Annotated in this window: 22 protein-coding genes and 1 pseudogene; 13 read left to right on the forward strand and 10 right to left on the reverse strand. The window is 68.7% G+C overall.

The features are described 5' to 3' along the window. Positions 1-157 precede the first annotated feature (157 nt). Complete coding sequence (locus YWY_RS0106965; protein WP_028847017.1) at positions 158-643, forward strand: DUF6328 family protein; 486 nt, start codon at positions 158-160, stop codon at positions 641-643. Here YWY_RS0106965 and YWY_RS0106970 read toward each other — a convergent pair. Continuing rightward, on the reverse strand, positions 609-824 hold the full coding sequence (locus YWY_RS0106970; protein WP_028847018.1) for a dodecin: 216 nt from the start codon (positions 822-824) through the stop codon (positions 609-611). The genes YWY_RS0106965 and YWY_RS0106970 overlap by 35 nt on opposite strands. A 231-nt stretch (positions 825-1,055) precedes the next feature. Between YWY_RS0106970 and purB the strand changes: the two genes are divergently transcribed. Continuing rightward, complete coding sequence (gene purB / locus YWY_RS0106975; protein ID WP_028847019.1) at positions 1,056-2,486, forward strand: adenylosuccinate lyase; 1,431 nt, start codon at positions 1,056-1,058, stop codon at positions 2,484-2,486. Positions 2,487-2,507: 21 nt separating this feature from the next. Then, positions 2,508-3,344, forward strand: coding sequence for an MOSC domain-containing protein (locus YWY_RS0106980; RefSeq protein WP_028847020.1), 837 nt, complete (start codon positions 2,508-2,510; stop codon positions 3,342-3,344). Positions 3,345-3,370: 26 nt separating this feature from the next. Here the strand turns inward: YWY_RS0106980 and YWY_RS0106985 are convergent, their stop codons facing one another. Beyond that, on the reverse strand, positions 3,371-4,171 hold the full coding sequence (locus YWY_RS0106985; protein ID WP_028847021.1) for an SAM hydrolase/SAM-dependent halogenase family protein: 801 nt from the start codon (positions 4,169-4,171) through the stop codon (positions 3,371-3,373). Between the two features lie 108 nt (positions 4,172-4,279). On the opposite strand from YWY_RS0106985, the gene YWY_RS0106990 reads away from it, so the two are divergent. Together YWY_RS0106990 and YWY_RS20725 are read left to right on the forward strand one after the other, a co-directional pair. Further along, positions 4,280-5,191 carry a sulfite exporter TauE/SafE family protein gene (locus YWY_RS0106990; protein ID WP_028847022.1) on the forward strand — a complete coding sequence of 304 codons (912 nt, stop codon included), beginning with the start codon at positions 4,280-4,282 and terminating at the stop codon, positions 5,189-5,191. Positions 5,192-5,721: 530 nt separating this feature from the next. After that, positions 5,722-6,399 (forward strand): DUF2334 domain-containing protein, encoded by a 678-nt coding sequence (locus YWY_RS20725; RefSeq protein WP_051309967.1) that lies wholly within the window; start codon positions 5,722-5,724, stop codon positions 6,397-6,399. 238 nt (positions 6,400-6,637) lie between these two features. Here the strand turns inward: YWY_RS20725 and YWY_RS0107000 are convergent, their stop codons facing one another. From YWY_RS0107000 to YWY_RS0107010, 3 genes are all read right to left on the reverse strand, one after another. After that, positions 6,638-7,282, reverse strand: coding sequence for an MBL fold metallo-hydrolase (locus YWY_RS0107000; RefSeq protein ID WP_028847023.1), 645 nt, complete (start codon positions 7,280-7,282; stop codon positions 6,638-6,640). A gap of 441 nt (positions 7,283-7,723) precedes the next feature. Continuing rightward, the gene (locus YWY_RS20730; protein ID WP_245566583.1) at positions 7,724-9,049 is read right to left on the reverse strand and encodes a S8 family peptidase; all 1,326 of its coding nucleotides are present in this window, start codon (positions 9,047-9,049) and stop codon (positions 7,724-7,726) included. A gap of 224 nt (positions 9,050-9,273) precedes the next feature. Beyond that, positions 9,274-10,272: an NAD-dependent epimerase/dehydratase family protein gene (locus tag YWY_RS0107010; RefSeq protein ID WP_028847024.1), complete on the reverse strand. Its 999-nt coding sequence runs from the start codon at positions 10,270-10,272 to the stop codon at positions 9,274-9,276. A 164-nt stretch (positions 10,273-10,436) separates the two neighbouring features. On the opposite strand from YWY_RS0107010, the gene YWY_RS0107015 reads away from it, so the two are divergent. The 5 genes and pseudogenes from YWY_RS0107015 to YWY_RS25010 form a co-directional block, all read left to right on the forward strand. Further along, positions 10,437-10,907 (forward strand): L,D-transpeptidase, encoded by a 471-nt coding sequence (locus YWY_RS0107015; protein WP_051309971.1) that lies wholly within the window; start codon positions 10,437-10,439, stop codon positions 10,905-10,907. A 594-nt stretch (positions 10,908-11,501) separates the two neighbouring features. After that, entirely contained in the window at positions 11,502-11,741 is a 240-nt protein-coding gene (gene purS / locus YWY_RS0107020) for a phosphoribosylformylglycinamidine synthase subunit PurS (protein WP_028847026.1), read from the forward strand. Next, a complete protein-coding gene (purQ, locus tag YWY_RS0107025; protein ID WP_028847027.1) occupies positions 11,738-12,418 on the forward strand; it encodes a phosphoribosylformylglycinamidine synthase subunit PurQ in 681 nt (226 codons plus the stop codon). The genes purS and purQ overlap by 4 nt, the downstream gene beginning before the upstream one ends. Further along, on the forward strand, positions 12,415-14,694 hold the full coding sequence (gene purL, locus YWY_RS20735) for a phosphoribosylformylglycinamidine synthase subunit PurL (protein WP_038044672.1): 2,280 nt from the start codon (positions 12,415-12,417) through the stop codon (positions 14,692-14,694). The genes purQ and purL overlap by 4 nt, the downstream gene beginning before the upstream one ends. A gap of 636 nt (positions 14,695-15,330) precedes the next feature. Next, positions 15,331-15,837: pseudogene (locus YWY_RS25010) on the forward strand (HAD family hydrolase); the annotation flags it as partial. Positions 15,838-15,939: 102 nt separating this feature from the next. Here the strand turns inward: YWY_RS25010 and mgtE are convergent. Continuing rightward, positions 15,940-17,271 (reverse strand): magnesium transporter, encoded by a 1,332-nt coding sequence (mgtE, locus tag YWY_RS0107040; RefSeq protein WP_028847028.1) that lies wholly within the window; start codon positions 17,269-17,271, stop codon positions 15,940-15,942. A 395-nt stretch (positions 17,272-17,666) separates the two neighbouring features. On the opposite strand from mgtE, the gene YWY_RS23120 reads away from it, so the two are divergent. Further along, the gene (locus YWY_RS23120) at positions 17,667-18,299 is read left to right on the forward strand and encodes a hypothetical protein (RefSeq protein ID WP_156899132.1); all 633 of its coding nucleotides are present in this window, start codon (positions 17,667-17,669) and stop codon (positions 18,297-18,299) included. Between the two features lie 118 nt (positions 18,300-18,417). Here YWY_RS23120 and YWY_RS0107050 read toward each other — a convergent pair whose 3' ends face one another. The 4 genes from YWY_RS0107050 to YWY_RS0107065 all read right to left on the reverse strand — a co-directional run bounded on the left by YWY_RS0107050 (position 18,418) and on the right by YWY_RS0107065 (position 22,671). Continuing rightward, positions 18,418-18,894: a hypothetical protein gene (locus YWY_RS0107050; protein WP_028847029.1), complete on the reverse strand. Its 477-nt coding sequence runs from the start codon at positions 18,892-18,894 to the stop codon at positions 18,418-18,420. 570 nt (positions 18,895-19,464) lie between these two features. Next, positions 19,465-20,457 (reverse strand): hypothetical protein, encoded by a 993-nt coding sequence (locus YWY_RS23125; RefSeq protein WP_156899133.1) that lies wholly within the window; start codon positions 20,455-20,457, stop codon positions 19,465-19,467. A gap of 465 nt (positions 20,458-20,922) precedes the next feature. Next, positions 20,923-21,762 carry a lysozyme gene (locus tag YWY_RS0107060; RefSeq protein ID WP_028847031.1) on the reverse strand — a complete coding sequence of 280 codons (840 nt, stop codon included), beginning with the start codon at positions 21,760-21,762 and terminating at the stop codon, positions 20,923-20,925. A 189-nt stretch (positions 21,763-21,951) separates the two neighbouring features. Next, the gene (locus tag YWY_RS0107065; RefSeq protein ID WP_051309975.1) at positions 21,952-22,671 is read right to left on the reverse strand and encodes a lysozyme; all 720 of its coding nucleotides are present in this window, start codon (positions 22,669-22,671) and stop codon (positions 21,952-21,954) included. A 301-nt stretch (positions 22,672-22,972) separates the two neighbouring features. Here YWY_RS0107065 and YWY_RS0107070 point away from each other — a divergent pair, with 301 nt between their 5' ends. Both YWY_RS0107070 and YWY_RS0107075 read left to right on the forward strand, forming a co-directional pair. Further along, complete coding sequence (locus YWY_RS0107070; protein WP_169725224.1) at positions 22,973-23,353, forward strand: sterol carrier family protein; 381 nt, start codon at positions 22,973-22,975, stop codon at positions 23,351-23,353. Positions 23,354-24,222: 869 nt separating this feature from the next. Further along, the gene (locus YWY_RS0107075; protein ID WP_342665099.1) at positions 24,223-25,044 is read left to right on the forward strand and encodes a helix-turn-helix domain-containing protein; all 822 of its coding nucleotides are present in this window, start codon (positions 24,223-24,225) and stop codon (positions 25,042-25,044) included. Positions 25,045-25,137: the final 93 nt, after the last annotated feature.

The following is a 25,137-nucleotide window of genomic DNA, read 5'->3' on the forward strand; positions in this document are numbered from 1 at the left end:
GGCGGGTTCTGAACGTGGCCGGCTGACCGGCGGCGGGCCGACGCCGAGCTTTGAGCGTTCGGCGTCGGCCTCAGGGGCGCGGTTTGCCCGTCGCTGAACCGGTCAAGTCCAGCTCCTGTGCGTTTGACCTTCGTTCGAACAGGTGAATGCTGTGGACATGACGGGGCGGGGTGAGACGGAACACCAGCGGCTGACCCGCAACGTCAACGAGTTGCTCGGTGAGCTGCGGGTCGCCCAGGCCGGCGTGCAGATCTTGTTCGGCTTCCTGCTCGCCGTGGTGTTCACGCCGATGTTCGCCGAAGCCGGACTGCTGGTGAAGGCGTTGCACCTGGCCGCCGTGCTCCTTGCGGTGCTGGCCACCGCGCTGTTGTCCGCCCCGGCCACGTGGCACCGCGTGCTGTTCCGGAAAGGACTGCGCCGGGAGATCCTTGCCGAAGGCAACCGCATGGTTCTGGCCGGCCTGGCCTGCCTGGCGGCAGCGCTCACCGTCACCGTGTCGTTGATCGGCTACGTGGTGTTCGGCCTGGTCGCACTGATCGTGCTCGCGGTGCTGGTGTCCGCGTGCTTCACCTACCTGTGGGTGGTCGCTCCGCGCAGGCTGCAGCGGATCAAGCAGGATCCTCCAGCCGGAAACCGACCTTGAGACCGACCTGGAAGTGCCCCACGTCGCCGTCGACGATGTGCCCGCGGATCTCGGTGACCTCGAACCAGTCGAGCCCGCGCAGCGTCTGCGAGGCCCGGCGCACGGCCCTCCGGATGGCGTCGCTGACGCTCTCGGTGGAGCTGCCGACGATCTCGGTCACGCGATAGGTGCGGTTGCTCATTTCGACTCCTCACGCCCGGTGATGGTCAGTGATCGACTGTGACCACCGTGATCGACCGTGACCACAGTGGTCGACGGTGGCCACAGTGGTCGACGGTGGCCACAGTGATCGATAGTGGCCGCAGTGATCGACAGTGATCGACACTGCCCCGATTCTTCCCCGCCGTGGCGGTCGCCGCACTCGCACCAAACGCCGAGACTGACGCTTCAGCGCTGCCCGTACGCTGTAGGCGTGACCGAGAAGCCGCAGATCCCGAACGTCCTGGCCAGCCGGTACGCGTCCGCGGAGCTGGCACGGTTGTGGTCTCCGGAGCACAAGATCCGGCTGGAGCGGGAGCTGTGGCTGGCGGTGCTGCGGGCCCAGGCCGAGCTCGGTGTCCCGGTACCCGACGGGGTGATCGAGGCCTACGAGCGGGTCATCGACCAGGTCGATCTGGCGTCGATCGCCGCGCGTGAGCGCGTCACCAGGCACGACGTGAAGGCACGTATCGAGGAGTTCAACGCGCTGGCCGGGCACGAGCACGTGCACAAGGGCATGACCTCCCGCGATCTGACCGAGAACGTCGAGCAGCTGCAGCAGAAGCGGTCGCTCGAGCTGCTGCGGGACCGCACGGTCGCCGTGCTGGCGCGGCTGGCCCAGCTGGCCGCCGAGCACGCCACGCTGGTCATGGCGGGCCGCTCGCACAACGTCGCCGCGCAGGCCACCACGCTGGGCAAACGCTTCGCGACGGCCGCCGACGAGCTGCTGGTGGCCTTCGAACGGCTGGAGGGTCTGCTGCAGCGGTACCCGCTGCGCGGGATCAAGGGCCCGGTCGGGACCGCGCAGGACATGCTCGACCTGCTGGGCTCGCAGGCGGCGGTCGAGCAGCTGGAACGGGTGGTGGCCGAGCACCTGGGCTTCGAGCGGGTGTTGACGTCGGTCGGCCAGGTCTACCCGCGTTCGCTGGACTACGAGGTCATCACCACCGTCGTGCAGCTGGCCGCCGCGCCGTCCAACCTGGCCACCACGATCCGGCTGATGGCCGGGCACGAGCTGGTCACCGAAGGATTCCAGCCCGGCCAGGTGGGATCGAGCGCGATGCCGCACAAGATGAACACCCGCTCGTGCGAACGGGTCAACGGGCTGGCCGTGGTGCTGCGTGGGTATGCGTCCATGGCGGGCGAGCTGGCCGGCCAGCAGTGGAACGAGGGTGACGTGTCCGACTCGGTGGTTCGCCGGGTCGCCCTGCCCGACACGTTCTTCGCCGCCGACGGCCTGCTGGAGACGTTCCTGACCGTGCTGAGCGAGTTCGGTGCGTTCCCCGCGGTGGTGGAGCGCGAACTGAACCGTTACCTGCCGTTCCTGGCCACCACGAAGGTGCTGATGGCGGCCGTGCGCGCAGGCGTCGGGCGGGAGGCCGCGCACGAGGCGATCAAACGTCACGCGGTGGCGGCCGCACTGGCCATGCGGGAGCAGGGCGCCGCGGAGAACGACCTGCTCGACCGTCTCGCGGCCGACGAAACACTGCCGCTCGACCGGGCGCAGCTGGAATCGCTGCTGGCCGATCCGCTGTCGTTCACCGGGCTGGCCTCGGCGCAGGTGGATTCCGTCGTGCGCCGGGTGGACGAGATCGTGAAGCGGTACCCGGAGGCGGCCGCGTACACACCCGCCCCCATCCTCTAGTTCCGGCATAGAGTCGGCCGCATGCCGCTCCCGGTCGTCCATTCGCTGCACTACTACCCGGTCAAGTCGTGCCGCGGTGTCAGCGTGCCTGCGTCCGACGTGCTGGCCACTGGCCTCCGCCACGATCGCTCGTTCGCTGTGGTCGACGAGTTCGGTCGCTGTATCACTCAGCGCGAGTACCCGGCGTTGGCCGCAGTCACCGTCGACCTGCGAGATGACGTGCTGACGGTGAGGGCGTCGTCGCAGGGGCAGTTGAGCATTCCTGTTCAGCTCGACGGCAAGCGGCACCCGGTGACCGTGTTCACGTTCAGCGGCGACGGAGTGGATCAGGGTGACGACGCTGCGACGTGGTTCGGCGACTATCTCCGCAGGCCGTGCCGCCTGGTACGGGTGGCGCCGGATCATCATCGGGTGGCCAGCGGCGAAACGCCGGGGACGACCGGGTTCGCGGACGGGCAAGCGCTGACGGTGGCGTCTCTGGCGTCATTGGCCGACCTGAACGAACGCATCGTCATGCGCGGCGGCGAACCCGTGCCGATGGATCGCTTCCGGCCCAACATCGTCGTCGACGGCTGGACCGAACCGTTCATCGAAGATCGAGCACGGCGGATGATCGTCGGGACCGCCGAGATCGGCTTCGCCAAGCGAGACACCCGGTGTTCGATCACGCTGGTGGATCAGGCGACGGGCGTGCGGCGGGGATCCGAGCCGATCCGCACGCTGGCCACCTACCGACGTGACCCGGAGAAGGGACGGGTCGCCTTCGCGGTGAAATGCAATGTCGTCCGGCCGGGCCGCCTCGCCGTGGGAGATCCGGTCGACGTGACCGCGTGGGGCCCCGGGCTGACGGCCGATTGAGGCAGCGGCCGGCCCGATGCTTGGTCCTAGTCCGCGGAGATCGTCACTTGATCGGTCGCGGTGGCGCCGAGCCCCAGCCGCTGTGCCGCTGAGCCGCCGTTGACGGCGATCGCGACGTGGCCGGCGGAATCGGCCAGCACCACCAGCTCTCCGTCACTGACGTCGGCGAACGTCCTGCCGACAACGCCGTCGAACCGCTGTTGGATGCGCACCCTGGTGCCCTCGGCCAGGCCGGCCTCCGTCAGGCTCGACGCCTGCGCCGTCAGCTGCACGTTCCCGAACCGGTCGATCGTCGCCACTCCGGCGACGACTTCCCCTGGGCGCACCGACGGTGCCGGCGTGGGCAGCCGATGCAGCTCGTCGAGCGGAATCGACGGTCCGAACTCGGCCGGGTCGACACCGGCTGCCAGGTGAGCCGCGGCGGGCGCGAAGAGGTCGCGACCGTGGAAAGTCGACGAGACCGGGTGCAGGCGGAATTCCTCCGCCACCAGCTCGATCGCGTGCCGGGCTCCGCCGAGCGCATCGGCCGCAGGCAGCAGCAGACCGTTGTCCGGGCCGACCAGCACTCCGGACGCGGCGATCAGCACGATGCCCCTGCGCTCGGTCCCGACACCGGGGTCGACCACCGCGAGGTGCACCGCGGGCGGCAGGTAGCCGACCGCTTGGGCGAGCGCGAAGGCCCCGTGCCGGATGTTCCCCGGCGGCACGCCGTGCGTGATGTCGATGATGCGGCAGCGTGGCGCGATGCGGGCGATCACGCCGTGGCACACCCCGACGAACGGGTCACGCAGGCCGTAGTCCGTGGTGAACGAAATCCACTCGTACATGCCCGCTCCGTCGCTCGTTCAACATGTGGGAAGCGTTTCCAAATGATGGCTCGGCCCTCACGATCGTAGGCGTTTGTCACGCGACAGAGTGAACGCCGAGGAGAGGACATGCCCAGTTTGCTGTTGTTCGGGTTAGCCGGATTTCTGGCCCAGCTGGTCGACGGGTCACTGGGCATGGCCTTCGGCGTCACCGCGACGACCGCGCTGCTGGCCATCGGCGTGGCGCCGGCGCTGGCATCGGCGGCCATCCACCTTGCCGAGGTGGGCACCACGCTGATCTCCGGTGTCTCGCACTGGCGTTTCGGCAACGTCGACTGGCGCACCGTCGGTTTGCTTGCGGTGCCTGGCGGCATCGGGGCTGCCGTCGGCGCGTACGCACTGGTCTCGGTGTCCACCGAGTTCGCCAGTGTGTGGATCGCCGCGCTGCTGACCCTGCTCGGCCTCTACGTGCTGGTGCGGTTCGCTTTCCTGCGGCTGGGGACGCTGGTGGCGAACCGTCGGCCGGGAGCGAAGTTCCTCGGGCCGCTCGGCCTGGTGGCCGGCTTCGTCGACGCGTCCGGCGGCGGTGGCTGGGGGCCGCTTGCCACCACCACCCTGCTGTCCAGCGGCCGGCTGCACCCGCGCAAGGTGATCGGGTCGGTGAATGCTGCGGAGTTCATCGTGGCGCTGTCGGCCAGCGTCAGCTTCCTGTTCGCCCTGAGCGGGTCCGGCGTGGACTTCACCATCGTCCTCGGGTTGCTGCTGGGTGGCGTGATCGCGGCTCCGGTGGCCGCGTGGCTGGTGCGCTTCTTGCCGCCCCGCGTGCTCGGCGCCGCCGCAGGCGGCCTCATCGTGCTCACCAACACCGACAAGCTGCTGTCCGAGTTCGGCACCGCACGCAGCCTCAACATCGCCATCCACGTGGCCGTGGCCGCGCTGTGGATCATCGCGGTCGTGTCGGCGGTGCGGGCCACGCGTGCCGAGCGCGCCAAGGCCGAGAAGACCGAGGAAGGCGAGCTCGCACTCGCGGCGGAGGGCTGATCCGGAAAGGCCACTACGGCGCCGACGCCTGCGGCGCTGGCGATCTGGGCGAAGTCGCCGCCCGGTGGCCCGCGGCGGGTGACACCGAGGTGGCCGGCGCCGTATGGCCTGGCGGGCCGAGTGGTCTCGGCACCGGGCTGCTCCTTGGGCCGGCCACGGGGTACCGGGCGGCGTTGACTCGGTGAGCTGGACAAGGCGCCCCCGGCTCCCGATGATTCGCACGAGCGGTCCGGGACCTGCAGGCACCCGGTGATTCGAACGAGCGGCCCGGGCCGACAGGCACCCGGTGAGGTGTGTCAGGCCGTCAGGCCGGCCCCGGCACCCGGTCACCCCAGCCGGGCAGGCCAAGCCAGCCCCGGCACACCACGGGATCAGCAGGCGTCATCCGCCGACCGTTTCCGAGAAGGTCCGGGGCTGCAGCGTCTTTGTCACGTTCCGGTAGCGCCGCCGTCATGGGACTCTGGCTCACTGGACACGTGGCTTCACGACTCCTGGTTTCACTCTCCGGCGCAAGCGCACCGACCCTTCCGGTGCTGACCGAGATCACCGCCGAGCTGCGGGCTCGCTCGACACCCGTGGCTCTGTTCGTTCGCCCGCGCGGCGTGGCGGCGTCGCCCGTCCTTGCCGACTGGGTGAGGTCCCGTGTGCACAGCGGGGACGACCTGCTGATCCACGGCTACGGCGACCCGATCCCGCAGCAGCGGCCGGTCCTGCGCAGCAGCCGCGCCGAGTTCGCCGGGTTGTCCGAGCACGAAGCCGGCCTGCGGATCAGCGCGGCGACCAGTGCCATGGCACAGGCCGGGATCCCGGCCCGCGAGGTGACCGGGTTCGCCCCGCCGGGCTGGATGGTTTCGGACGGGACTTTGACCGCACTGCGGAAGAGCCGCCTCGCGTTGTGTGCGGACGGCGGCCGGGTGCACGATCTGCGCACCGGAACCGTCCACCGAGGGCGGGTGTTTCCGTTCGGCGGCGGTGGCTCGGAGCGCGCAGAAGCCCTGCGCTGCTTCGCCTTGCTGCTGACCGTTGCGCGCATGGTCAATCGCGTCGAGCTGCTTCGCCTGCACATCGACGCAACGCAGGCGGTCCGACCGGGGCCGCGACAAGCGTTCCTGGACGCGGTGGACATCGCGTTGGAGGCCGGGGCCGTGCCCCAGGCGTATCGGCAGCTCGTGGCGCGCAAGACGGATCGCTCGGGCAAAGCCGCATGACCGCGAGAGCTGTGCCTTCGCGACCCCGTCGCCGCTGCCGACCATCTGCACGCCGAGCAGCCGGCCGTCGGGGGTGTGCACCATTACGAACCCGGCAGGGCCGTGCGTTGCGCATGAACCGCAAGGCCGTGAAAGCTGCGCACAAAGCCGCATAGCCGCACGACCCGCGAGGATGCGCAACCGACCCGGCTTTTACGCGGCAACCTTCGGCGGCAGCGCTAGGTGCCGCTCAGACCGCTCAGACTCGCTGAACCTCCAGCGCTTGGCCTGCGCCGAGGACACGAACCTCGGTGCCTTCCGGCGCGAGATTGGTGAACAGCCCATAGTGCATCGCCGGATTCACCAGCACCGCCTCGTGGATCGGCACTGCGATGCGCGGCTTGACCGCCCGCAGGAAGTCGACGGCCTCAGACGCTTTCAGCCACGGCGCAGCGGTCGGCAGGCCGAGAACGTCGATGCGATTCTGCGGGACCCGGAACGAGTCCCCCGGGTGGTAGAAGGCACCACCGTCGAAGACGTAGCCCACATTGCTGACCGTCGGGATATCCGGATGGATCACCGCGTGTTCGCCGCCGACCACGTGCACCGAGGTTTCGCCGAACTGCAGCGACTGCCCGGGATAGGCGGTCTCGCTCTCCAGCCCGAGCTTGCTGACCAGTTCCTGGGTGCCCGCGTCGGTGATCAGCCGTGCCGACGGGTTCGCCTCCAGCAGACCCGGCAGCTTCTCCGCGTCGATGTGGTCGAAGTGCTGATGGGTGATCATGACCGCGTCCAGGTCACGCAACTGCTCGAACCCGGAGGAGAACGCGCCGGGATCGATCAGCACGCGCGCCGTCTCGGTCTCCACCAGAACGCACGAGTGTCCGTAGTGAACGATGCGCATCAGGCCGTCCTCGCTGGCGGGGGCATTGCTGGCAGACCTCCAGGCTAACGGGGCACCCCGGTGGAGGCGAGCCCGCCGATTGCGTGGCAATGCCACGCCACCTCGGCGCCGTGCACCGGCCACCGAAGAGCGCGGGTGCCGCAAAGCGCCCAGCTCGCCTGTGCCGAGCGCCTTCACGAAGCGACAGCTCTTCCGATGGCCGGCGACTCAATGGGCGGCACTCACCGGACGGGACCAGGATTGCTCGTGCAGCTGCGGGCGGCTTGCGCTCCCGAAGGCCCGACCCGGACCCGTCGTGCGCGAGGCCAAGCGGGACACCTTGCTCACCATCACCGGCCGCCCCCGGGCCCGACCTGGCGCGCGAGGCCAACCAGTTCACCAGGGTGCACGGGTCGGCGCGGGTCACGGTCCCGACCCGGCGCGCGAGGCCAACCGGCCCGCCTACCGCCTGGTTCGCACTGCCTTGGCCGCGTCCACTTCCCCTTCGCCGTAGAAGGAATTGAGTTCCTTCCCGCCGGTGCAGCGGTCGTCGTCGGGACACGGGACATCCCGCGCCTGCTTGCGCAACAGGGCTGCCAGCTCGGCCGGGCCGGCGTCCGGGTGGACGCTGGCCAACAGCGCCACGACTCCCGCGACATGTGGCGACGCCATCGACGTTCCGGCTTTGTAGCCGAACCCACCACCGGGGACCGTCGAGTACACGCCGCGATCCTGGCCGCCAAGCGGGTCACCACCGGGAGCAGCCACGTCGATCTTGGCCACGCCGTAGTTCGAGTACGACGCCTTCACGCCGGCATCGCCGGTGGCGGACACCGTGATCACGCCGGGGATCTCGGTCGGGATGTCCAAGCAGGAGTTGCCGATCGGGCGGTTCTTGATCGGTGTGGAGTCGTTCGGGCTGGTGCTGTCGGTCGTCTTGTTCGCCAGGTCGTAGTCGGAATTCCCGGCCGCCGCGACATGCAGGACGCCGCGGTTCTGGGCGTAGCGCACCGCGCGCCGGACGCCGTCCAAGATCGCGGCTTGGTCGACATCGTTCGGGCAGACGAACTGCCACGGGTCGGTGTAGTAGCTGTTGTTGGTGACGTCGAACCGCTGATCGCCGGCGAACATGAAGGCGCAGACGGTGTTCTCCGGGAAGAACAAGCCGGTGGGCTCCTCGGCGATGCGCACGGACGCGATGCGTACGCCGGGGGCAACGCCGACCACGCCGACGCCGTTCTTGGCCGCCGCGATGGTTCCGGCGACGTGGGTGCCGTGCGAGCCGGTGTCCCGCCAGGCGCCTTCCCGCCGGTCGAGCCTGCCGTAAGCGCAGGATGCGGACTTGCCCGCGACGAAGTTCTCCTTCAGGTCGGGGTGCTGGTCGTCGACCCCGGTGTCGAGGACGCCTACGACCACGTCACGGGAACCCGTGGTGACCTTCCACGCCTCATCCGCGCGGATCTGCTCCATGTCCCACCGCAGCCGCTCCTTCTCGGTGGGCTGCTGCTGGGTGGGCGCCTTCGGGATCGGCGGGTCGTAGGCCTGCCTGGGCACGTCGGACGTGCGGGTCGCGCCGACGGCCTGAACACCGCGGACCGCCCGCACGGCGTCGGCGAACTTCTCGCCCTTGGCGTGGGCGACCACCACGCCGATTTTGTCGTACGCCGCGAACACCGTGCCGCCGTTGTCGACCACCGCCTTCTTCGCCGCCTCGACGTCGGCTGGGTCCGCCAGCACGAAGTAGGAGCGCAGCCCCTTCTCCCAGTCGGCCTTCGTCACCTTCGCCACCGGGGTGCCGGTGAGGTGGTGTCCGGTTGCCGCGGCCGGCGCAGCGCTCACCGGAGCGGTGGCGGCCACGCACAGCGCAGCACTGAGAGCGGCAGCGGCGGCCGCGGAGCCGACGCGGCGCGCGGGGCTCGAAGCTCGCATTCGGGTCCTCCAGAACTACGGTCGGCTCACGCCTGTTCGCAGTCAGTTTTCCCGGTCACGGACGGCTGCGCGGGGACCGTGCGTCAATTACCCACGATCGAGATCAACTCTGCCTCTTCGACAGGGGTCAAGCCCGCCTTGCGATCCCGGTCCACCCCCAGCGCCCGCTCGTGATCCAAAGCAGCACGCGCGGCGTCGGCCACCGGCCGGTGCCGCAGTCCGGCTTCGGTGGCCGGCTCGGCGTCGTGGTCCAACATCCCGTACACCTCGTCCGGCGCCCAGACGGGCAACGAGCGCGGGCCTGACCAGGGCCTGACCTCGGCGGCTCGCAGCTTCTCCGGCGCGGCGGGCACGAGCTCTCCCGCAAAGCCGACGGCGTCGGCGATCTCGGCCAGCAGGGAGGGCAACGGCACGGCCGGAGTGATCGCGTCGAACACCCCGCCGAGTCGCTGCTCGGCGGCGTCGACCATCCAGGCCGCCAGGTCACGCACGTCGACGTATTGCGCAGGCTGATCCGGCACGTCCGGCACCAGCACTTGACCGCCACGCGCGAAACGCATGGGCCAGTAGCCGAACCGGTCGGTGTGGTCTCCGGGGCCGCTGATCAGGCCCGGCCGCACGATGAACGCGTCCGGGAAGGCGTCCAGGACCGCGTTCTCGCTCGCCACCTTGATCCCGCCGTACAGCTGGGGATCGGCCTCGCGGTCGGCAAGCGTGGCGTGCTCGCGGCGCGGTGGCAGGAGCGGGGCTCCCGGCCGCTGCCCCCGCTTCCGGTGATCGGCATACACGTTGACGGAGGAGACGAACAGCCAATGGCCGGTCGTGCCCGCCAGCACCCGCAGCGCGTCTGCCGTCCAGGTGTAGGACAGCAGTGATGTGTCGACCACCGCGTCGAACCGCTCGCCGACCAGCTGGTCGAGGGTCGACGGGTCGTCTCGGTCGATCCGCACCAGGCGGGTGCCGTCCGGCACCGAGCCGGATTCGCCACGGGCGGCACACAGCACCTCGTGCCCACGGCGGGCCGCTTCGGCCGCCACCGCGCGGCTGAGGAACACCGTGCCGCCGAAGATCAAAAGCCGCATGACCCGAGCTTGCGCCCGGGTCCCCGGCGAAGTCCACCGAATGTCGCTGACAGCAGATCGAACTGCTGACAGCAGATCGCTCTGTACGCTACGCGTCCGTAAGACTACGCTGTGACGCACAGATGCTGTGATCGACTCGGAGGGCGCGGAGGGGAGGCCCCGTCATGATCTCCACGGTGCGGAGGGCAGCGGCTGCGGTGGCCGCTGTGCTGGTCGGCTTCGCGACGATGCTCGCCGTGGCGCCGTCCGCAGCCGCGAAGGGCACCGATTACGGCAGCTGGCCGTGCAGCAGGGTGTGGGCTTCCCGGGCGTGCGTCGATCTCAGCGCCAAGCGGGCGTGGCTGAAGTACAAGAACTCGAGCACGATCTACGGCCCGGTGCGCATCTCGTCCGGAAAGCCGGGCTATCGCACGCCGACCGGCACGTTCACGGTCAAGTACAAGCGGAAGAACTACTGGAGCAAGCAGTACAACGGGCCGATGCCCTACTCGGTGTTCTTCACCTGGCAAGGGCATGCATTCCACTACGGCAGCGTGCAATCCCAGTCGCACGGCTGCGTTCGCCTTACCCAGACACCCGCGCGCAAGTTCTTCTACCACTTGCAGGTCGGCGACAAGATCCAGATCGTCCCGTAGGCACCCGGCGGCAAGACAAATTGGTGCTGGTCGTTGCGTCCAGCGGTCGAGATGCCCCACGGTCAGTGCGCGTGCATGTGCGGTTATGACCTGACAACGGATCGACGGCCGTCACCAGCGGTGAAGATCGGAGGTGGTCACCGAACTTCGAAGCATTGGGATCAGTGGTGAACGTCGCATATTGATTGGCGGCGAACGTCGCGCATTGTGGGTTGTCTCCGACAAGTAGGGCTGGTAGCTGTCACCGAGCTGCGTGACCTGCCAATGCGATGAGCCAGGAACCGGCGCGATGCGAATCGGCCGCACCGGCCGAGCTCACCTTCACCACGCCGAACAGGGAGAGTCCAGCGCCGCCGATGTGGACGCTGTCACTGCTCCAATTGCGGGACCGATGCCACCATCACCCGGTCGCGGCTGGCAGCAGGCGTGCACGGCTCGCGAGTCGCGCGACCGACGCCGGGTCGGCCGCGGGAGCAGCTCGCGTGCCGGCGCGGCAGCGGTCCGCCTCACACCCGTGGGCGGCGAGCTCGATCCGAACCGCCCAGGTCGGCTAGGCTCGAGCCGTCCCCTTCCCCGCCATTCTCGGGAGTTCGTGTGGCTCGGGTCGTTGTCGACGTCATTCCCAAACCGGAGATCCTCGACCCTCAGGGTCAAGCCATCGTCAAGGCACTGCCGCGCCTCGGCTTCACCGGTGTGCGCGACGTACGGCAGGGCAAGCACTTCGAATTGGAAGTGGATGACGAGGTGGACGACGCCACCTTGGAGAAGATCGCCGAAGGATTCCTGTCCAACCCCGTCATCGAGGATTACGTGGTGCGGCGGGTGGAATCGTGAAGATCGGCGTCATCACTTTCCCCGGAACACTGGACGATGTCGACGCCGCCCGTGCGGCGCGGGCCGTCGAAGCGGAGGCGGTGCCGCTGTGGCACGCCGATGACGATCTGCGCGGCGTGGACGCCGTCGTCGTGCCTGGCGGCTTCTCCTACGGCGACTACCTGCGCGCCGGGGCGATCGCACGGTTCGCGCCGATCATGCAGTCGGTCGTGGACGCGGCCCGCCGCGGCATGCCGGTGCTGGGCATCTGCAACGGCTTCCAGATCCTCTGCGAGGCCGGCCTGCTGCCCGGCGTGATGCTCCGCAACGTCGGCCTGCACTTCGTCTGCAAGGACCAGTGGCTGCGGGTGGAGAACACCGAGACCGCGTGGACCACGCGGTTCGAGCCGGGCGCCGAGATCCTGATCCCGATCAAGAACATCGACGGCCGTTACACCGCGTCCGCCGAAACCGTGCGCGAGCTGGAAGCCGAGGGCCGGGTGGTGTTCCGCTACGTGGAGGGCAACCCCAACGGCTCGATCAACGACATCGCGGGCATCTGCAGCCCGGACGGCCGCGTGGTCGGCCTGATGCCGCACCCGGAGCACGCCATCGACGCGCTGACCGGCCCGTCGGACGACGGCCTGGGTGTCTTCTACTCCGTGCTGGACGCGACCCGCTCACTGGTGACGGCATGACCGAGATCGACACCGTCGACAAGGCGGCCACCGACCCCGACCGCCCGCAGCCGTACGCCGAGCTCGGGCTCAAGGACGACGAGTACGCCCGCATCCGCGAGATCCTCGGCCGCCGGCCCACCGAGGCCGAGCTGGCCATGTACTCGGTGATGTGGAGCGAGCACTGCAGCTACAAGTCGTCGAAGGTGCACTGGCGGCACTGGAAGGAGAACACCACACCGGAGATGCAGGCCAAGCTGCTGGCCGGCATCGGCGAGAACGCGGGCGTGGTCGACATCGGCGACGGCTGGGCGGTCACGTTCAAGGTCGAATCGCACAATCACCCGTCCTATGTCGAGCCGTATCAGGGCGCGGCCACCGGCGTCGGCGGCATCGTGCGCGACATCCTCGCCATGGGCGCCCGCCCGCTGGCGGTGATGGACCCGCTGCGGTTCGGCGCGGCCGACCACCCGGACACCAAGCGCGTGCTGCCCGGCGTGGTGGCGGGCATCGGCGGCTACGGCAACTGCCTCGGCCTGCCCAACATCGGCGGCGAGGTCGTGTTCGACCCGTCCTACCAGGGCAACCCGCTGGTCAACGCCATGTGCATCGGCGCGATGCGGGTGGAGGACCTGCAGCTGGCCAAGGCCTCCGGGGTGGGCAACAAGGTCATCCTGTTCGGCGCCCGCACCGGCCTGGACGGCATCGGCGGGGTGTCCGTGCTGGCCTCGGAGTCGTTCTCCGACGACGAGGACGTCGCCTCGCGAAAGAAGCTGCCGTCGGTGCAGGTCGGCGACCCGTTCACGGAGAAGGTGCTGATCGAGTGCTGCATGGAGCTGTTCGCCCAGCGGCTGGTGGTCGGCATCCAGGACCTGGGCGGCGCCGGGCTGTCCTGCGCCACGTCGGAGCTGGCCTCCGCCGGTGAAGGCGGCATGCACATCGAACTGGACAAGGTGCCGCTGCGCGCCAAGGGAATGACCCCGGCCGAGGTGTTGTCGTCGGAGTCGCAGGAGCGCATGTGCGCGATCGTGCGGCCCGAGGACGTCGACGCGTTCATGCGCGTGTGCCAGAAATGGGACGTGCTGGCCACGGTGATCGGCGAGGTCACCGACACCGGCAGGCTGGTCATCACCTGGCACGGCGAGACCGTGGTGGACGTTCCGCCACGGACGGTGGCGCACGAGGGCCCGGAGTACCACCGGCCGATCGCCCGCCCGGCCGACCAGGACGAGCTGCAAGCGGACGACCCGGCGAAGCTGCCGCGCCCGTCGACCCCCGAAGAGTTGCGCGAAACGCTGCTGCGCCTGATCTCGTCGCCGAACCTGGCGTCGAAGGAGTGGGTCACCTCGCAGTACGACCGCTACGTGCGCGGCAACACCGTGCTTGCGCAGCCCTCGGACAGCGGCATGATCCGCATCGACGAAGAGACCGGCCGCGGGGTGGCGGCGTCCACCGACTGCAACGGCCGGTACGTCAAGCTCGACCCGTACGTGGGCACGCAGCTCGCGCTGGCCGAGGCGTACCGGAACGTGGCGACCACCGGCGCGACACCGCTGGCGGTGACGAACTGCCTGAACTTCGGCTCGCCGGAGGACCCGGGCGTGATGTGGCAGTTCGAGCAGGCCGTCAAAGGCCTGGCGGAAGGCTGCCGCGAGCTGGGCATCCCGGTGACCGGTGGGAACGTGAGCTTCTACAACCAGACCGGTTCCACCGCGATCCTGCCGACCCCGGTCGTCGGCGTGCTCGGCGTGATCGACGACGTGCGGCGGCGCATCCCCACCGGGATCGGTGCCGAGCCGGGCGAAACGCTGATCCTGCTCGGCGAGACGAGCGACGAGTTCGGCGGCTCCGAGTGGGCGCACGTCGTCCACGGACATCTCGGCGGCCGCCCGCCACAGGTCGACCTGGCCAGGGAGAAGCTGTTGGCGGAGATCCTCGTCGCGGGCTCCCGCGACGGCATGCTGTCGGCCGCGCACGACCTCTCCGAAGGAGGCCTGGCGCAGGCTCTGGTGGAGGCGGCGCTGATCGGGCAGACCGGTGCGCGGATCATCCTGGACGAAGACCAGGATCCGTTCGTTCAGCTGTTCTCCGAGTCGGCGGGCCGGGTGCTGGTCGCGGTGCCACGCACCGAGGAACTGCGGTTCACCGAGATGTGCACCGCGCGCGGGCTGCCGTGGCGGCGCATCGGCGTCGTCGACCCGGAGTCGAACGCCCTGGAGATCCAGGACGTGGCGACCTTCCCGCTGGACGAGCTGCGGCAAGCCTGGGAAGGCACGCTTCCGGCCCTGTTCGACTGACGCGAAGGCACAAGCGAAACCTCGGCGGCCCGGCCGTGGGGCTCAGCCTCGCGGCCGGGTGTCGTGTGTCGGCTTGCAGGCGCTCCAGCTCCAGGGCGAGCATCGAGCGGTCATGTGTCGGATTCGTGTTCACCTCCGAGGCCCAGCCTCTCGTTACGCCCTTGGCGTGACGTACCAGCGATGCCGTGTCCGCCAGCAGCACAGCCAGTTCTGCAGCGCGGTCGGCCGTCAAAGTCCTCACGTCACGGGCCGTGCCGTCCAACGCCCACTGCCTCTGACGGAACACGACGGCCAGCACCACGTCCTGTTCGCGGAGCATGCTCCTGGTGCACGCCAAGCGCCCGGCCACATTCCGGATCTGGCACACCCATGTGGGGCTTGATGGGCAAAGACGCCGTGCTATCGCACCTCGCCATCCACCCCGATGACGACGACGTCGGGTCACAGTTCGTCAAGCAGTCGCGCATTTGGTTCGACAGTATGTGGAACACCGTTGCACGGGGGCTGTCCGAATGACCGCCGCGGCTCGACTGATCAGGTCGGCCAACTGCGTGCTGCTCGACTTCGACGGTCCGGTGTGCTCGGTGTTCAGCGGCATACCGGCTCCCGAGTGTCGCCCGCCGACTGCGTGCCGAGCTGACCGGCCCGCTGCCGCCCGCCGTGACGGAGGCGTCTGATCCGTTCGTCGTCCTTCGATACGCGGCCACCCAGGGGCGAGCCGACGACATCGACGCCTTGCTCACCTCGCTCGAGGTGCGATCGGTACAGGCGGCCAAACCGACCGACGGCATTGCTCACCTGCTTTCCGCACTCGCGACCGTGGGTGTCCCCGTCTGCCTCGTGACGAACAATTCCACGGCAGCAGCTCGGACCTTTCTGGACAAGCACGATCTCGGTCGTCATGTCGACACTGTGGTCGGGCGGGTGCCCGGCCGGCCTGATCTGCTGAAGCCGCATCCACACCTCGTGCGTACCGCGATGGCACGCCACGGGATGCGGCCCGGACAATGCGTGTTGGTAGGCGACTCCGTCAGCGACGTCCAGGCCGCTCGAAACGCCGGAACACGGGTGATCGCCTACATCAACAAACCCCACAAACGCGCTCGGCTACATGCCGCAGGCCCGGACGCGACCGTGGCCTCCATCGCCGAACTGACCCGAAGTCTGCCCACCCCGACCTGGGTTCCAGCGCGGCCCGCACGCGGCAACGTCCTGCCCGGCGAAGTCGGCCGAGCGTGCGGCGACTCAAATACCCAGCACCGCTCGGGCGATCAAGAAGTAGATGATCAGCCCGGTGGCGTCGACCAGGGTGGTCACCAGCGGCGCGGAAACCACCGCCGGGTCGATGCCGACGCGCTTGGCCAGCAGCGGCATCGTCCCGCCGATCATGGCCGCCCAGACACAGATCACCACCAGGGACAGCGCCACCGCGACGGCGATGGACGTGCTGGCGACCAGCGCAGCGAAGGCGAAGGCCACCGCGGCGAGCGCAACCCCTACCAGGAGCCCGACGCGCGATTCGCGGAACGCCACTCGGATGACGTCGCCGCTGCGAAGCTCACCGACGGCGAGCGCGCGCACGGCAGCCGTTGCCGCCTGCGCGCCGCTGTTGCCGCCAGTGCCGACGAGCAGCGGTATGAAGGCGGCGAGCTGAACGACCTGGGACAACGTCGATTCGAACGCTTCGAGCACGCCGACCGTCAGCGTGGCCGCGATGATCAGCAGCAACAGCCAGACAACACGTGAGCGGGCGAGCGAGAGCACGCTGACCGCCATGTAGTGGCCGGACCACGGCGTGGTCCCTGATTGGCGGGCGACGTCCTCGGTGTCCGCGGCCTCGATCACCTCGAGCGCGTCGTCGACCGTCAGCACGCCGACCACCCTGTTCTCGCTGTCGACCACGGTCAGCGCGAGAACGTTCAACTCCTGGATGAGGCGGGCCGCGTCCTCGGCACTGTCCGTGGTGTGCGCGCCCGGTTCGTCCTCGTGGGCGAGTTCGCTGACGGTCTGGTTCGGATCGGCGAGCACGAGCTCCCGCAGCGTCACATATCCCAGATAGCGCCGGCTGTCGTCGACCACCGGAAGCGTGTAGATGGTCTCCACCTCGGGTCCTCGCCGGCGCACCAGCTCGAGCGCCTGCCGCACCGTCAAGCCCTGGCGCAGCACCAGCACCTCCGGGCTCATGATGCGGCCGACCGTGCCGTCCTCGTAGCCGAGCAGGGCCGCGGTCATCTCCCGTTCCCGCGGCGACAACCCGGCAAGCACCCGGCGGGTGAACTTGGCGGGCGCCTCGCCGAGCAGGATGGCCCGGTCGTCCGGAGCCATCGCCTCGATCAGTTCGCGGAACGTCTTGTCCCGGAGGCCCTCCAGGATCTTCTGCTGGTCCACCGGCTCCAGTTCTTCGAAGACCGCGAGGGCCTTGTCCTTGTCCAGCAACCGGAACAGCAGGACCGCATCAATGGCGTCCCGGCGAGCCAGTTCGTCCGCGACGACGTGCGGCGGGTGCTGCTTCAGCCACCGCTGCATGCCCGCGACGTCGTTGCCGGCCACCAGCTGCTGCAGCTCGTCCACACCCATGGTTCCTCCGCGTGCCTCGCGGTGCCGACATTACGGCGGTCTTCGCCGATCCGCCCGGCGCCTGTCCCGGGATGTGATCAACACAGAGCACTGCTTCACGCGCAGGAGTGCACCGCCGCACCTGCGACGCAGCATTGCCTCACGCACAGGGATGGCGTTGCGGCGGCACCCCACCGGACGGCGGCCCGGCAAGCACTGCTTCACGCACCGGGTGGCGTACTTCGCGGCGCAGTGATGCCCGCGCTTCCCGTCCCGGGGGAAGGCGACCGGCGAGGGGACGACGCACTCGATCGTGATCCGCCCTCCCCATTCCGGGGGGGCGTGCCCTGCCGTCGGCGATCACGCGTGATTCACTCATAACTCGCAAAGGGAACAAACATCATAGGAGAGCACGCATGCGGTATTCGACCCGGTTCGTTGCCGCCGCTGCCCTGTCTGCGGCTTTGACCTTGCTGACCGGCTGTGAAGACCGGCCCGCGGCCGGCTCAGGCGCGGAGATCGTCGACGGCAAAGCCTCCGGCGGCAGCGGGAACCACGAGGCACCAGCCGTCGATCCCGGGCAGGCCGAAGACGGCGAAGCAGCACCGGGTACCCGCGACAACCCCCTCGAACCGGGCACCAAGATCAAAGTCGGCGACTGGACCGTCGCGGTCACGGACGTCACGCTCGACGCGACCGACAGAGTGCTCAAGGAGAACGAGTTCAACGAGCCTCCGGCCAAGGGCCGTCAACTCGTCATGTTCACCGTGCAAGCCACCTACGAGGGCAACGACTCGGGTACCGCGATCGTCGATTTCCGCTGGGCGATCGTCGGAGGCAAGGGCAACACTTTCGGCACCGGCGCGGAAGACTACTGTGGCGTCATTCCGAAGCCGCTCGACGAGACCGGGGAGACCTTCCCGGGCGGCACGGTCACCGGGAACGTCTGCATCTCCGTCCCCACCGAGCAATTGGACGGGGCGACCATCCTCGTCGAGCCGACGTTCAGCCTCCGCGAAGGCCGGACCTTCTACGCGCTGAAGGAATGACCGCCCCCGTGATCGACGCTCGCGCGTAGCGAAACAAAGTGATGCCCGCGTCGCCCGGTCGGCGACGCGGGCATCACCGAATCTCCGGTTTTTCAGTTGAACGAAAATTCTCCTGTTGTCAGCCGAACTCGAATTCGCTCACACACCACTCGCCGTCGGCGTCCGGGAGCCGGAGCGTGATCAATCCAGTCGCATCCTGCGCACCGAGCTTGCCTGTCAAGTTCGTCTGGATGCGCTCCGGATCCACGATCGCCCGGCCCAAGACGATGTAGTGCTGCATCCCGGCCACCCGGTCGGCGATCACCCTGGCCCACCTCAGCGTCGATGTATTCGCCTTGGCGGCCGCGGCGTTGCCATTGCTGATCTCTGACAGGAATCTCCCGCGGGTCTCCTTGGCGACCTCAGGAACCTCGTCCTCCTCACTCGGTATCGTCCCCTCGGCTGCACGTTTCTGGCCAACCGGCTCCTTGGCCGAGCCCCCCCCCGATTGGCCAGAGCTGGTCTGCCCGCTCTCACCGTCGCTGCTGCCACCGGACAAGAAGAAGCCGGGCGCAACGAACCCGGTGATACCCAGTGCCGCCAGCGCTACCACCACGGCAACGACAGTGACGATCAGCGGTGCTTTGGACTTCTTCGGCGGCTGAGGCGGATAGCCACCGGAAGCCCCGCCGCGGGAAAGCCGCCAGCCGGGGGACAGTGCTGCCCATGGGGCGCACCCTGACTTCGGCAAGCCGCCCTGGCCCTGCGGATACGGCTGCTACGCCGGCCCCCGAGGCTGGTTGTGCGGACCGTACGGATTGGTCATGACATTCCTCCGCGTGCGCCGGAGACGAAAAGGAAACCACCGCGACCAGCCCTGGGACCACCGGCTTTCTCGGTGTCCTCTGGTGTGCTCGTGGCCTGCCGAGGATTCAGCGGATTCGATTCCACCGACGTCAGAGCAGTTCCCCAGTTCATGCCGAGCTTGCGTGCGCGTGGCAGGTTGTCTGGCAGTCCGGCACCCGGCGACGGGCGAGCGCCCGGCCGTCGGAAAGCACGGCAACACCCGAGCCAAGGGAAAGGCACGGCAAACACCCGGCCTTCGCGGAAGGCACGGCAAAACGAATGCCCGCACCGCCTCGTCGGCGGCACGGGCATTCGCTGATCGTGGCCGGAGCGCAGCGACCTATCCGATCGTGGCGTAGAACAACATGCTCACGCACCACGTGGCGCCGTCGTCCGGGCTCATCATGGAGAGGACGCCGCTCGCCTTCTTGCCGCTCATCGTTCCCCCCAGGTCCGCGCGGACACCCGAGTCGATGTCCTGCGTCGCTTCGAGAACGATGTTGGCCCCGTTGTCCACCACCTTCTGCACGTCCTCCTTCAGGTATTCGGCGGCCGCGCAGAGCATCGCACTGGCACCTTCGGCGTCCCCGGCGTTCACCTTGTTCACGAACTCGGACATCGCGGCCTTGCCGACCGGCGGCGCCTCGTCGAATCCCCCTTGCGGACCGTCCGGCATCCCCGCGGGCGGCGCGGGACTTTGCCCCGGGTTCATCGCGGGCCCTTCGGCATGACCGCTGAGCCGGGCGTCGCTCCAGCACCACTTGTCACCCTGCTTGGTCATGATGCCGGTGACGTTCGCCGCACCCTTGGCCGTCACCGCGTGCACCTCGGCCATCGCTTCGGTAGGACCGGTTTCCCGGGCCTGGCCGGTCAGCTCCACAGACTGGATCTGCGGCACCATCTTGATGACGTCGTCCACGTTCGGTCCGGTCTGCTGGCACTTCAGGCCGAACAGCGCGTCCACGTTCTTGTTGTTGATCTCCGCCACGATGCGCTCGGCCAGCGCCTGCGGGCTGGATGTGGGGTCGGTCTGCTGGCCACCGCCGCCACTGTCCTTGTTGCCGTCGGACTTCTCGTCGTCGTCGGAGAGGAAGAAGCCGGGGGCCACGAACCCGGTGATGCCGAGTGCGCCCAAGGCGATGACCACGACGGCGACGATGGTCACGATCACCGCCGTGTTGGACTTCTTCGGTGGCTGGGGTGGATAGCCGCCACCTGCGGGGAAGCCGCCGGTGGCGGGGTACTGCTGCTGGCCGTAGGGCTGTTGGCCCTGCCCTTGTGGGTAGGCGCTCTGCGGCTGGCCCTGGCCGTATGGAGCATTCGGTTGTGTCATCTCGTTCCGATCAGTCGATCCGATGAACTCGCGAACCGTGCGCTTGGCGATGGCACGAGCTCGCCGAACGTGACCGCGAACCGGCCAGGGACTATCCGGTGACTGCCCTGGCCGTCGGCACCGGGAGGCAGGCCCCGGTCGCCGGCGCGCGGGCACCGGGGGTCGTCACATGGTCCTCCACGTGCTTGCGCCACGAACTGTGCTGGCGGGTCAAGGAACGAATCTGTTCCTGATACCGCCGTGTCGGATTCTGCCTGGCGGCCGCGAGCGGCGAATCACGGACAGGCGAAACGTGTGCGCTTGCGAAGCGGCGGCGGTGATGAGCGGAACGCCCCGGGAGTGACCACGACGGCATCCACGGCGGGCGCCACCAGCGAGGCCGCTGCTGCGCGAGGGAGGCAAGCGCCGAGCAGCAAAAGGCCCGCTGGGTGCAGGGAACCCAGCGGGCCGTGCGTCGCGCGGAGATCAGCCGTTGTTGGCCAGCACCCGCAGACGCTCGATGGACCCGTTCCACCGGTCCTGGTCGATCGGGCTCGAGGTGTACTGCCAGAACGACCACACCGACCATCCCGACGGCAGCGTGCCGACCGAGCTGCTGTAGCGCGCCACCCACAGCGGCACCGTCTTCTCCAGGCCGTGACCGCTGCCCACGCACTGGTTCCACCAGCTGGTCGAGGTGTAGATCACCGGCCACCGCCCGGTGCGCTGGTAGTACGTGTCGTGGAACTCCTTGATCCACTTCTGCATCTGCGCCTTCGTCAGGCCGTAGCACGTCGAACCGTAGGGGTTGTATTCCATGTCCAACGCGGCAGGCAGCGTTTGGTTGTCACGCGACCAGGCGCCCCCGTTGTCGGCCAGGAAGTTCGCCTGCGCTTTCCCGCTCGAACGGTCCGGCAATGCGAAGTGATAGGCGCCGCGGATGAATCCGCGGTTGTACGAGCCCACGTATTGCTGGGCGAAGTACGGGTTCTTGTAGGTGGTGCCTTCCGTGGCCTTGACGTAGGCGAACCGCTTGCCCTGGTTCCACCAGTAGTTCCAGTCCACGTTGCCCTGCCAGCCGCTGACGTCGATTCCGTAGACGGTGGCCGCCGCGGAGACGTCCTTCGGCGTCATCGGGCCGGCGTCCACCCGTTCGTGCTTGCGGATCTGCGAGCCCATCGGGTGGTCGTACTTGGCCACGTACCGGTCGATGTCGGCGGAGGTGGTCGGTGTCGCGGTGGCCGGTCCGCTGAACGCCACCGCAACTGCCACACAGCCCGCCGCGACGGCGGCAATACGCAGCCGTCGGGATGTGATTGTCTTCATTGGAGTGTCCTCCGTGCCCTCGTCTTGTGGCGGTAGCAGGCCCGCCGAAAGTGATTCTCGGCGATAATCTTCCGCTTGTCAGCAGTTGCCGCAAATTTCTACTGCGCGATGACAGAGCGGCAGAAAAATTAATGGTGAATTACCATTTCTACACCCGGATGGAGTAGAACCGTGCGCGGTGCGTGGCGATCACCACCCGGTGGCGAGTCTGCGCAACGTGCGCATCGAAGAGTGGAAGTAGTTCTGATCCCCCGGCAGCGAACCGGAATCGGAGAACTGCCAGAACGTGTGCCGTTCCCATCCCTTGGGCAGCGCGCCGATGTAGGTGTTGTACCGGGCGACCCACAACGGACTGTGCGCGAACGCACCGGAGTTGCCGGTGCACAGCTTCCACCAGCTGGTCGAGGTGTAGATGACCGGCAGCCGCCCGGTCCGGTCGGCGTAGACCCGGACGAACGCCCGGATCCACGAACGCATCTGCCGTTGGGTCAGGCCGTAGCACTTGTCCGTGCCGTAGGGGTTGTATTCCATGTCCAGCGCGCCCGGCAGGGTGCGGCCGTCGTTGCGCCACTGGCCGCCGTGCCGGACGAAGAACTTCGCCTGGGTACCACCACCGCTGAGGTCGGGCCGGGCGAAGTGGTAGGCGCCGCGGATCAGGCCGGCTCTGGCCGCACCGTCGTACTGCTGGGAGAAGTGGGGATTGCGATAGCCGGTGCCTTCGGTCGCCTTGACGTAGCTGAACCTCGCGCCCTTCTCCGAGACCAGGTACCAGTTGACCTCTCCTTGCCAGCCGCTGACGTCGTTGCCGAGCGGCCGGTGCAGCTTCGGCGGTTTTCCGTGCAGCCCGCCCTCGTACTTGGCGATCTGGGATCCCGCGTAGTGCTCGTCGGCGTTCGCGTAGGGATCCATCGGATGGGCGGTACGGTGCCCGTCCGCAGTGGACGGCCGTGCAGACACCGGCGCGATCGGTTCCCGAGGAGCCGACGACACCGCATCACCGGCAGCAGCCGTCGCGGCCGGGGCGAGAGCGGTGGCGATCAGCGAGCAACTTGCCACAGCGGCAAGGGCGCGTCGGACGGGCAGCAGCACGGGCCCTCCCCTCGGTGCAGCGGTTGCACGAATCCTTTTCACGATGAATCCGCTGCCCTGATCCGGCGACTCGAGGTCACCTGAAGGACTGACGGTCGGGCCGGCCAGGCATGCTGGGGCCATGGCAGTGACTTCGGATCCAGTGCGCTTGCGGCAAGCCATGCAGGCCGTGGTGGAGTGGCTGGACGCCGACCCGGACGCGCCCGCGCCGCCCCGTGCCCAGCTGGCCGAAGCCGTGCGGCTGAGCCTGCGTGCCTTGGCCGCGGACGCGCCGGGGCGGTCGGTCGAGGTGCGCGTCCCGCCATTTGCGGCCGTGCAGTGCATCGAAGGCCCCCGGCACAGCAGGGGCACGCCGCCGAACGTGGTGGAGATGGCGCCGCGAACCTGGCTCGAGCTGGCACTCGGCCGAGTCCGGTGGCAGGAAGCGGTGGCCAGCGGTGCAGTGACCGCGTCCGGTACCCGCGCGGATCTGAGCGCGTGGTTGCCGCTGGTGCGGCTGTGACGCGGCGGGGCACCGCGACCGCGTTCTTTCGGACCTTGCGGCTGACCACGTGCGACGCAATGCCGGGTGCCGGTGAGCGGCTCGAGTCGCGGACCGTCCGCCCACGGTCGACGCACCGAGTCCCGGCCTGACCAGCTCCCCGTCCGTCGGTTCGGCTGCTCCAGATCGCGCATCGGGGAACGATCCCGGCGAGGCCGTTCGCCACGACGTGCTGGATCCGTTCGGCAGCCGCGTGGTCGTTCGCCGGGGCCGGAAAGTTCGCCGGGGCTCGAAAGTCCGTGATCCCTGCGCAGGAGCCGAATCCTCCGTGACCGCCTCGGCCAGCTCGCGGGTCGCCCCGTGATCCCCACCCAGGAGCTGGATCTGCATCGTCACCGGCCAGCTGTCCACCGGTACGCGGGATCCCCGGCGCAGGACCCGGATGCCACCACTGACCACCGCCTCCCGCTGCCTGCCCCTGCGTGATCCCGCACACGACCCGGATGCCACCCTCAAGGCGGCCAGGGTGTCGCACCTGGCGCGACCGGCGTACAGGACCCGGATGGCCGGGCGACTACCACCCTGCATGATCGCGGCGGGACGGAGGTGCGTCGCCGGTGCCCGGCCACGGCGGACAGCGACCCGCAGGCGGCACGGGGGTGGGAGCGGTGGCCGCATCCTGCGACCGTCACACTGTTCAGCGATCCAGGTCACGCGAAGGGTCTTCGGTCGAGCTCGCTGCGTGACGAGTCGGCTCCCTTGACCGAAATGCCCGCTGCGGTACGCTGAGTTGTCTGTCAACCGCATGCTGCGACGAAAGGATGGCGATGCCACCGCAGCTCGGAGACGATGCCGAGCCGCCCCAAGGTGGTGGACCGACCGTCCGTCGGATGGTTCTCGGCGCGCAGTTGCGCCGCCTTCGCGAGGCCGCCGGCATCACCAGGGCGCAGGCCGGTTACGCCATTCGTGGTTCCGAGTCGAAGATGAGCAGACTCGAGCTGGGCCGCGTCGGATTCAAGAAGCGCGACGTCGCAGACCTGCTGACGCTGTACGGCGTGCACGACGAGAAGGACCGCGAGCAGCTGCTGGCGATGGCCGCGGAGGCCAACAAGCCGGGCTGGTGGCACCGGTACAACGACCTGCTGCCCTCCTGGTTCACCGACTACGTGGGCCTGGAGGAGTCGGCGAGCCGGATTCAGACGCTGGAGATGCAGTTCGTGCCCGGCTTGCTGCAGACAGAGGAGTACGCGCGGGTCATCGCCTGCCACGGCCGCAAGGAGTGGATCAACGAGGAGGTCGAGCGCCGCATCGCGCTGCGCATGCAGCGGCAGCGCATCCTGTCCAGGCCGAACCCGCCCAAGGTGTGGGCGTTCCTCGACGAATCGGTGCTGCATCGGCCGATCGGCGGGCCGAAGGTGCTGAAGAAGCAACTGGAAGTGTTGCTGGAGTGGACCAGCCAGCCGCACGTGACGGTGCAGATCCTGCCGTACGAGCGCAGCGGGCACGCCGCCGAGTGCGCGTTCACCATGCTGCGGTTCGCCGAGGCGGAACTGCCGGACGTGGTCTACATCGAGCACCTCACCGGCGCGCTGTACCTGGACAAGCCCGAAGAACGCGAGCCGTACAGCAGGGCGATCGACCGCCTCGCCGTGGACTGCGAGACCCCGGCAGCGAGCAGGGCGATGATCGAGAAGGCACTCGCCACCCTCTGACCCCCACCCCGCAGATCACCGTGGTTCAGCGCCGAACGGTTGGCGCGAACCGCTCCGTCCGACAGACCTCGTGAGGATCACTGCGGTCCCACG

It is taken from the genome of Thermocrispum agreste DSM 44070, assembly GCF_000427905.1.
GTDB classification, from domain to species: Bacteria; Actinomycetota; Actinomycetes; order Mycobacteriales; family Pseudonocardiaceae; genus Thermocrispum; species Thermocrispum agreste.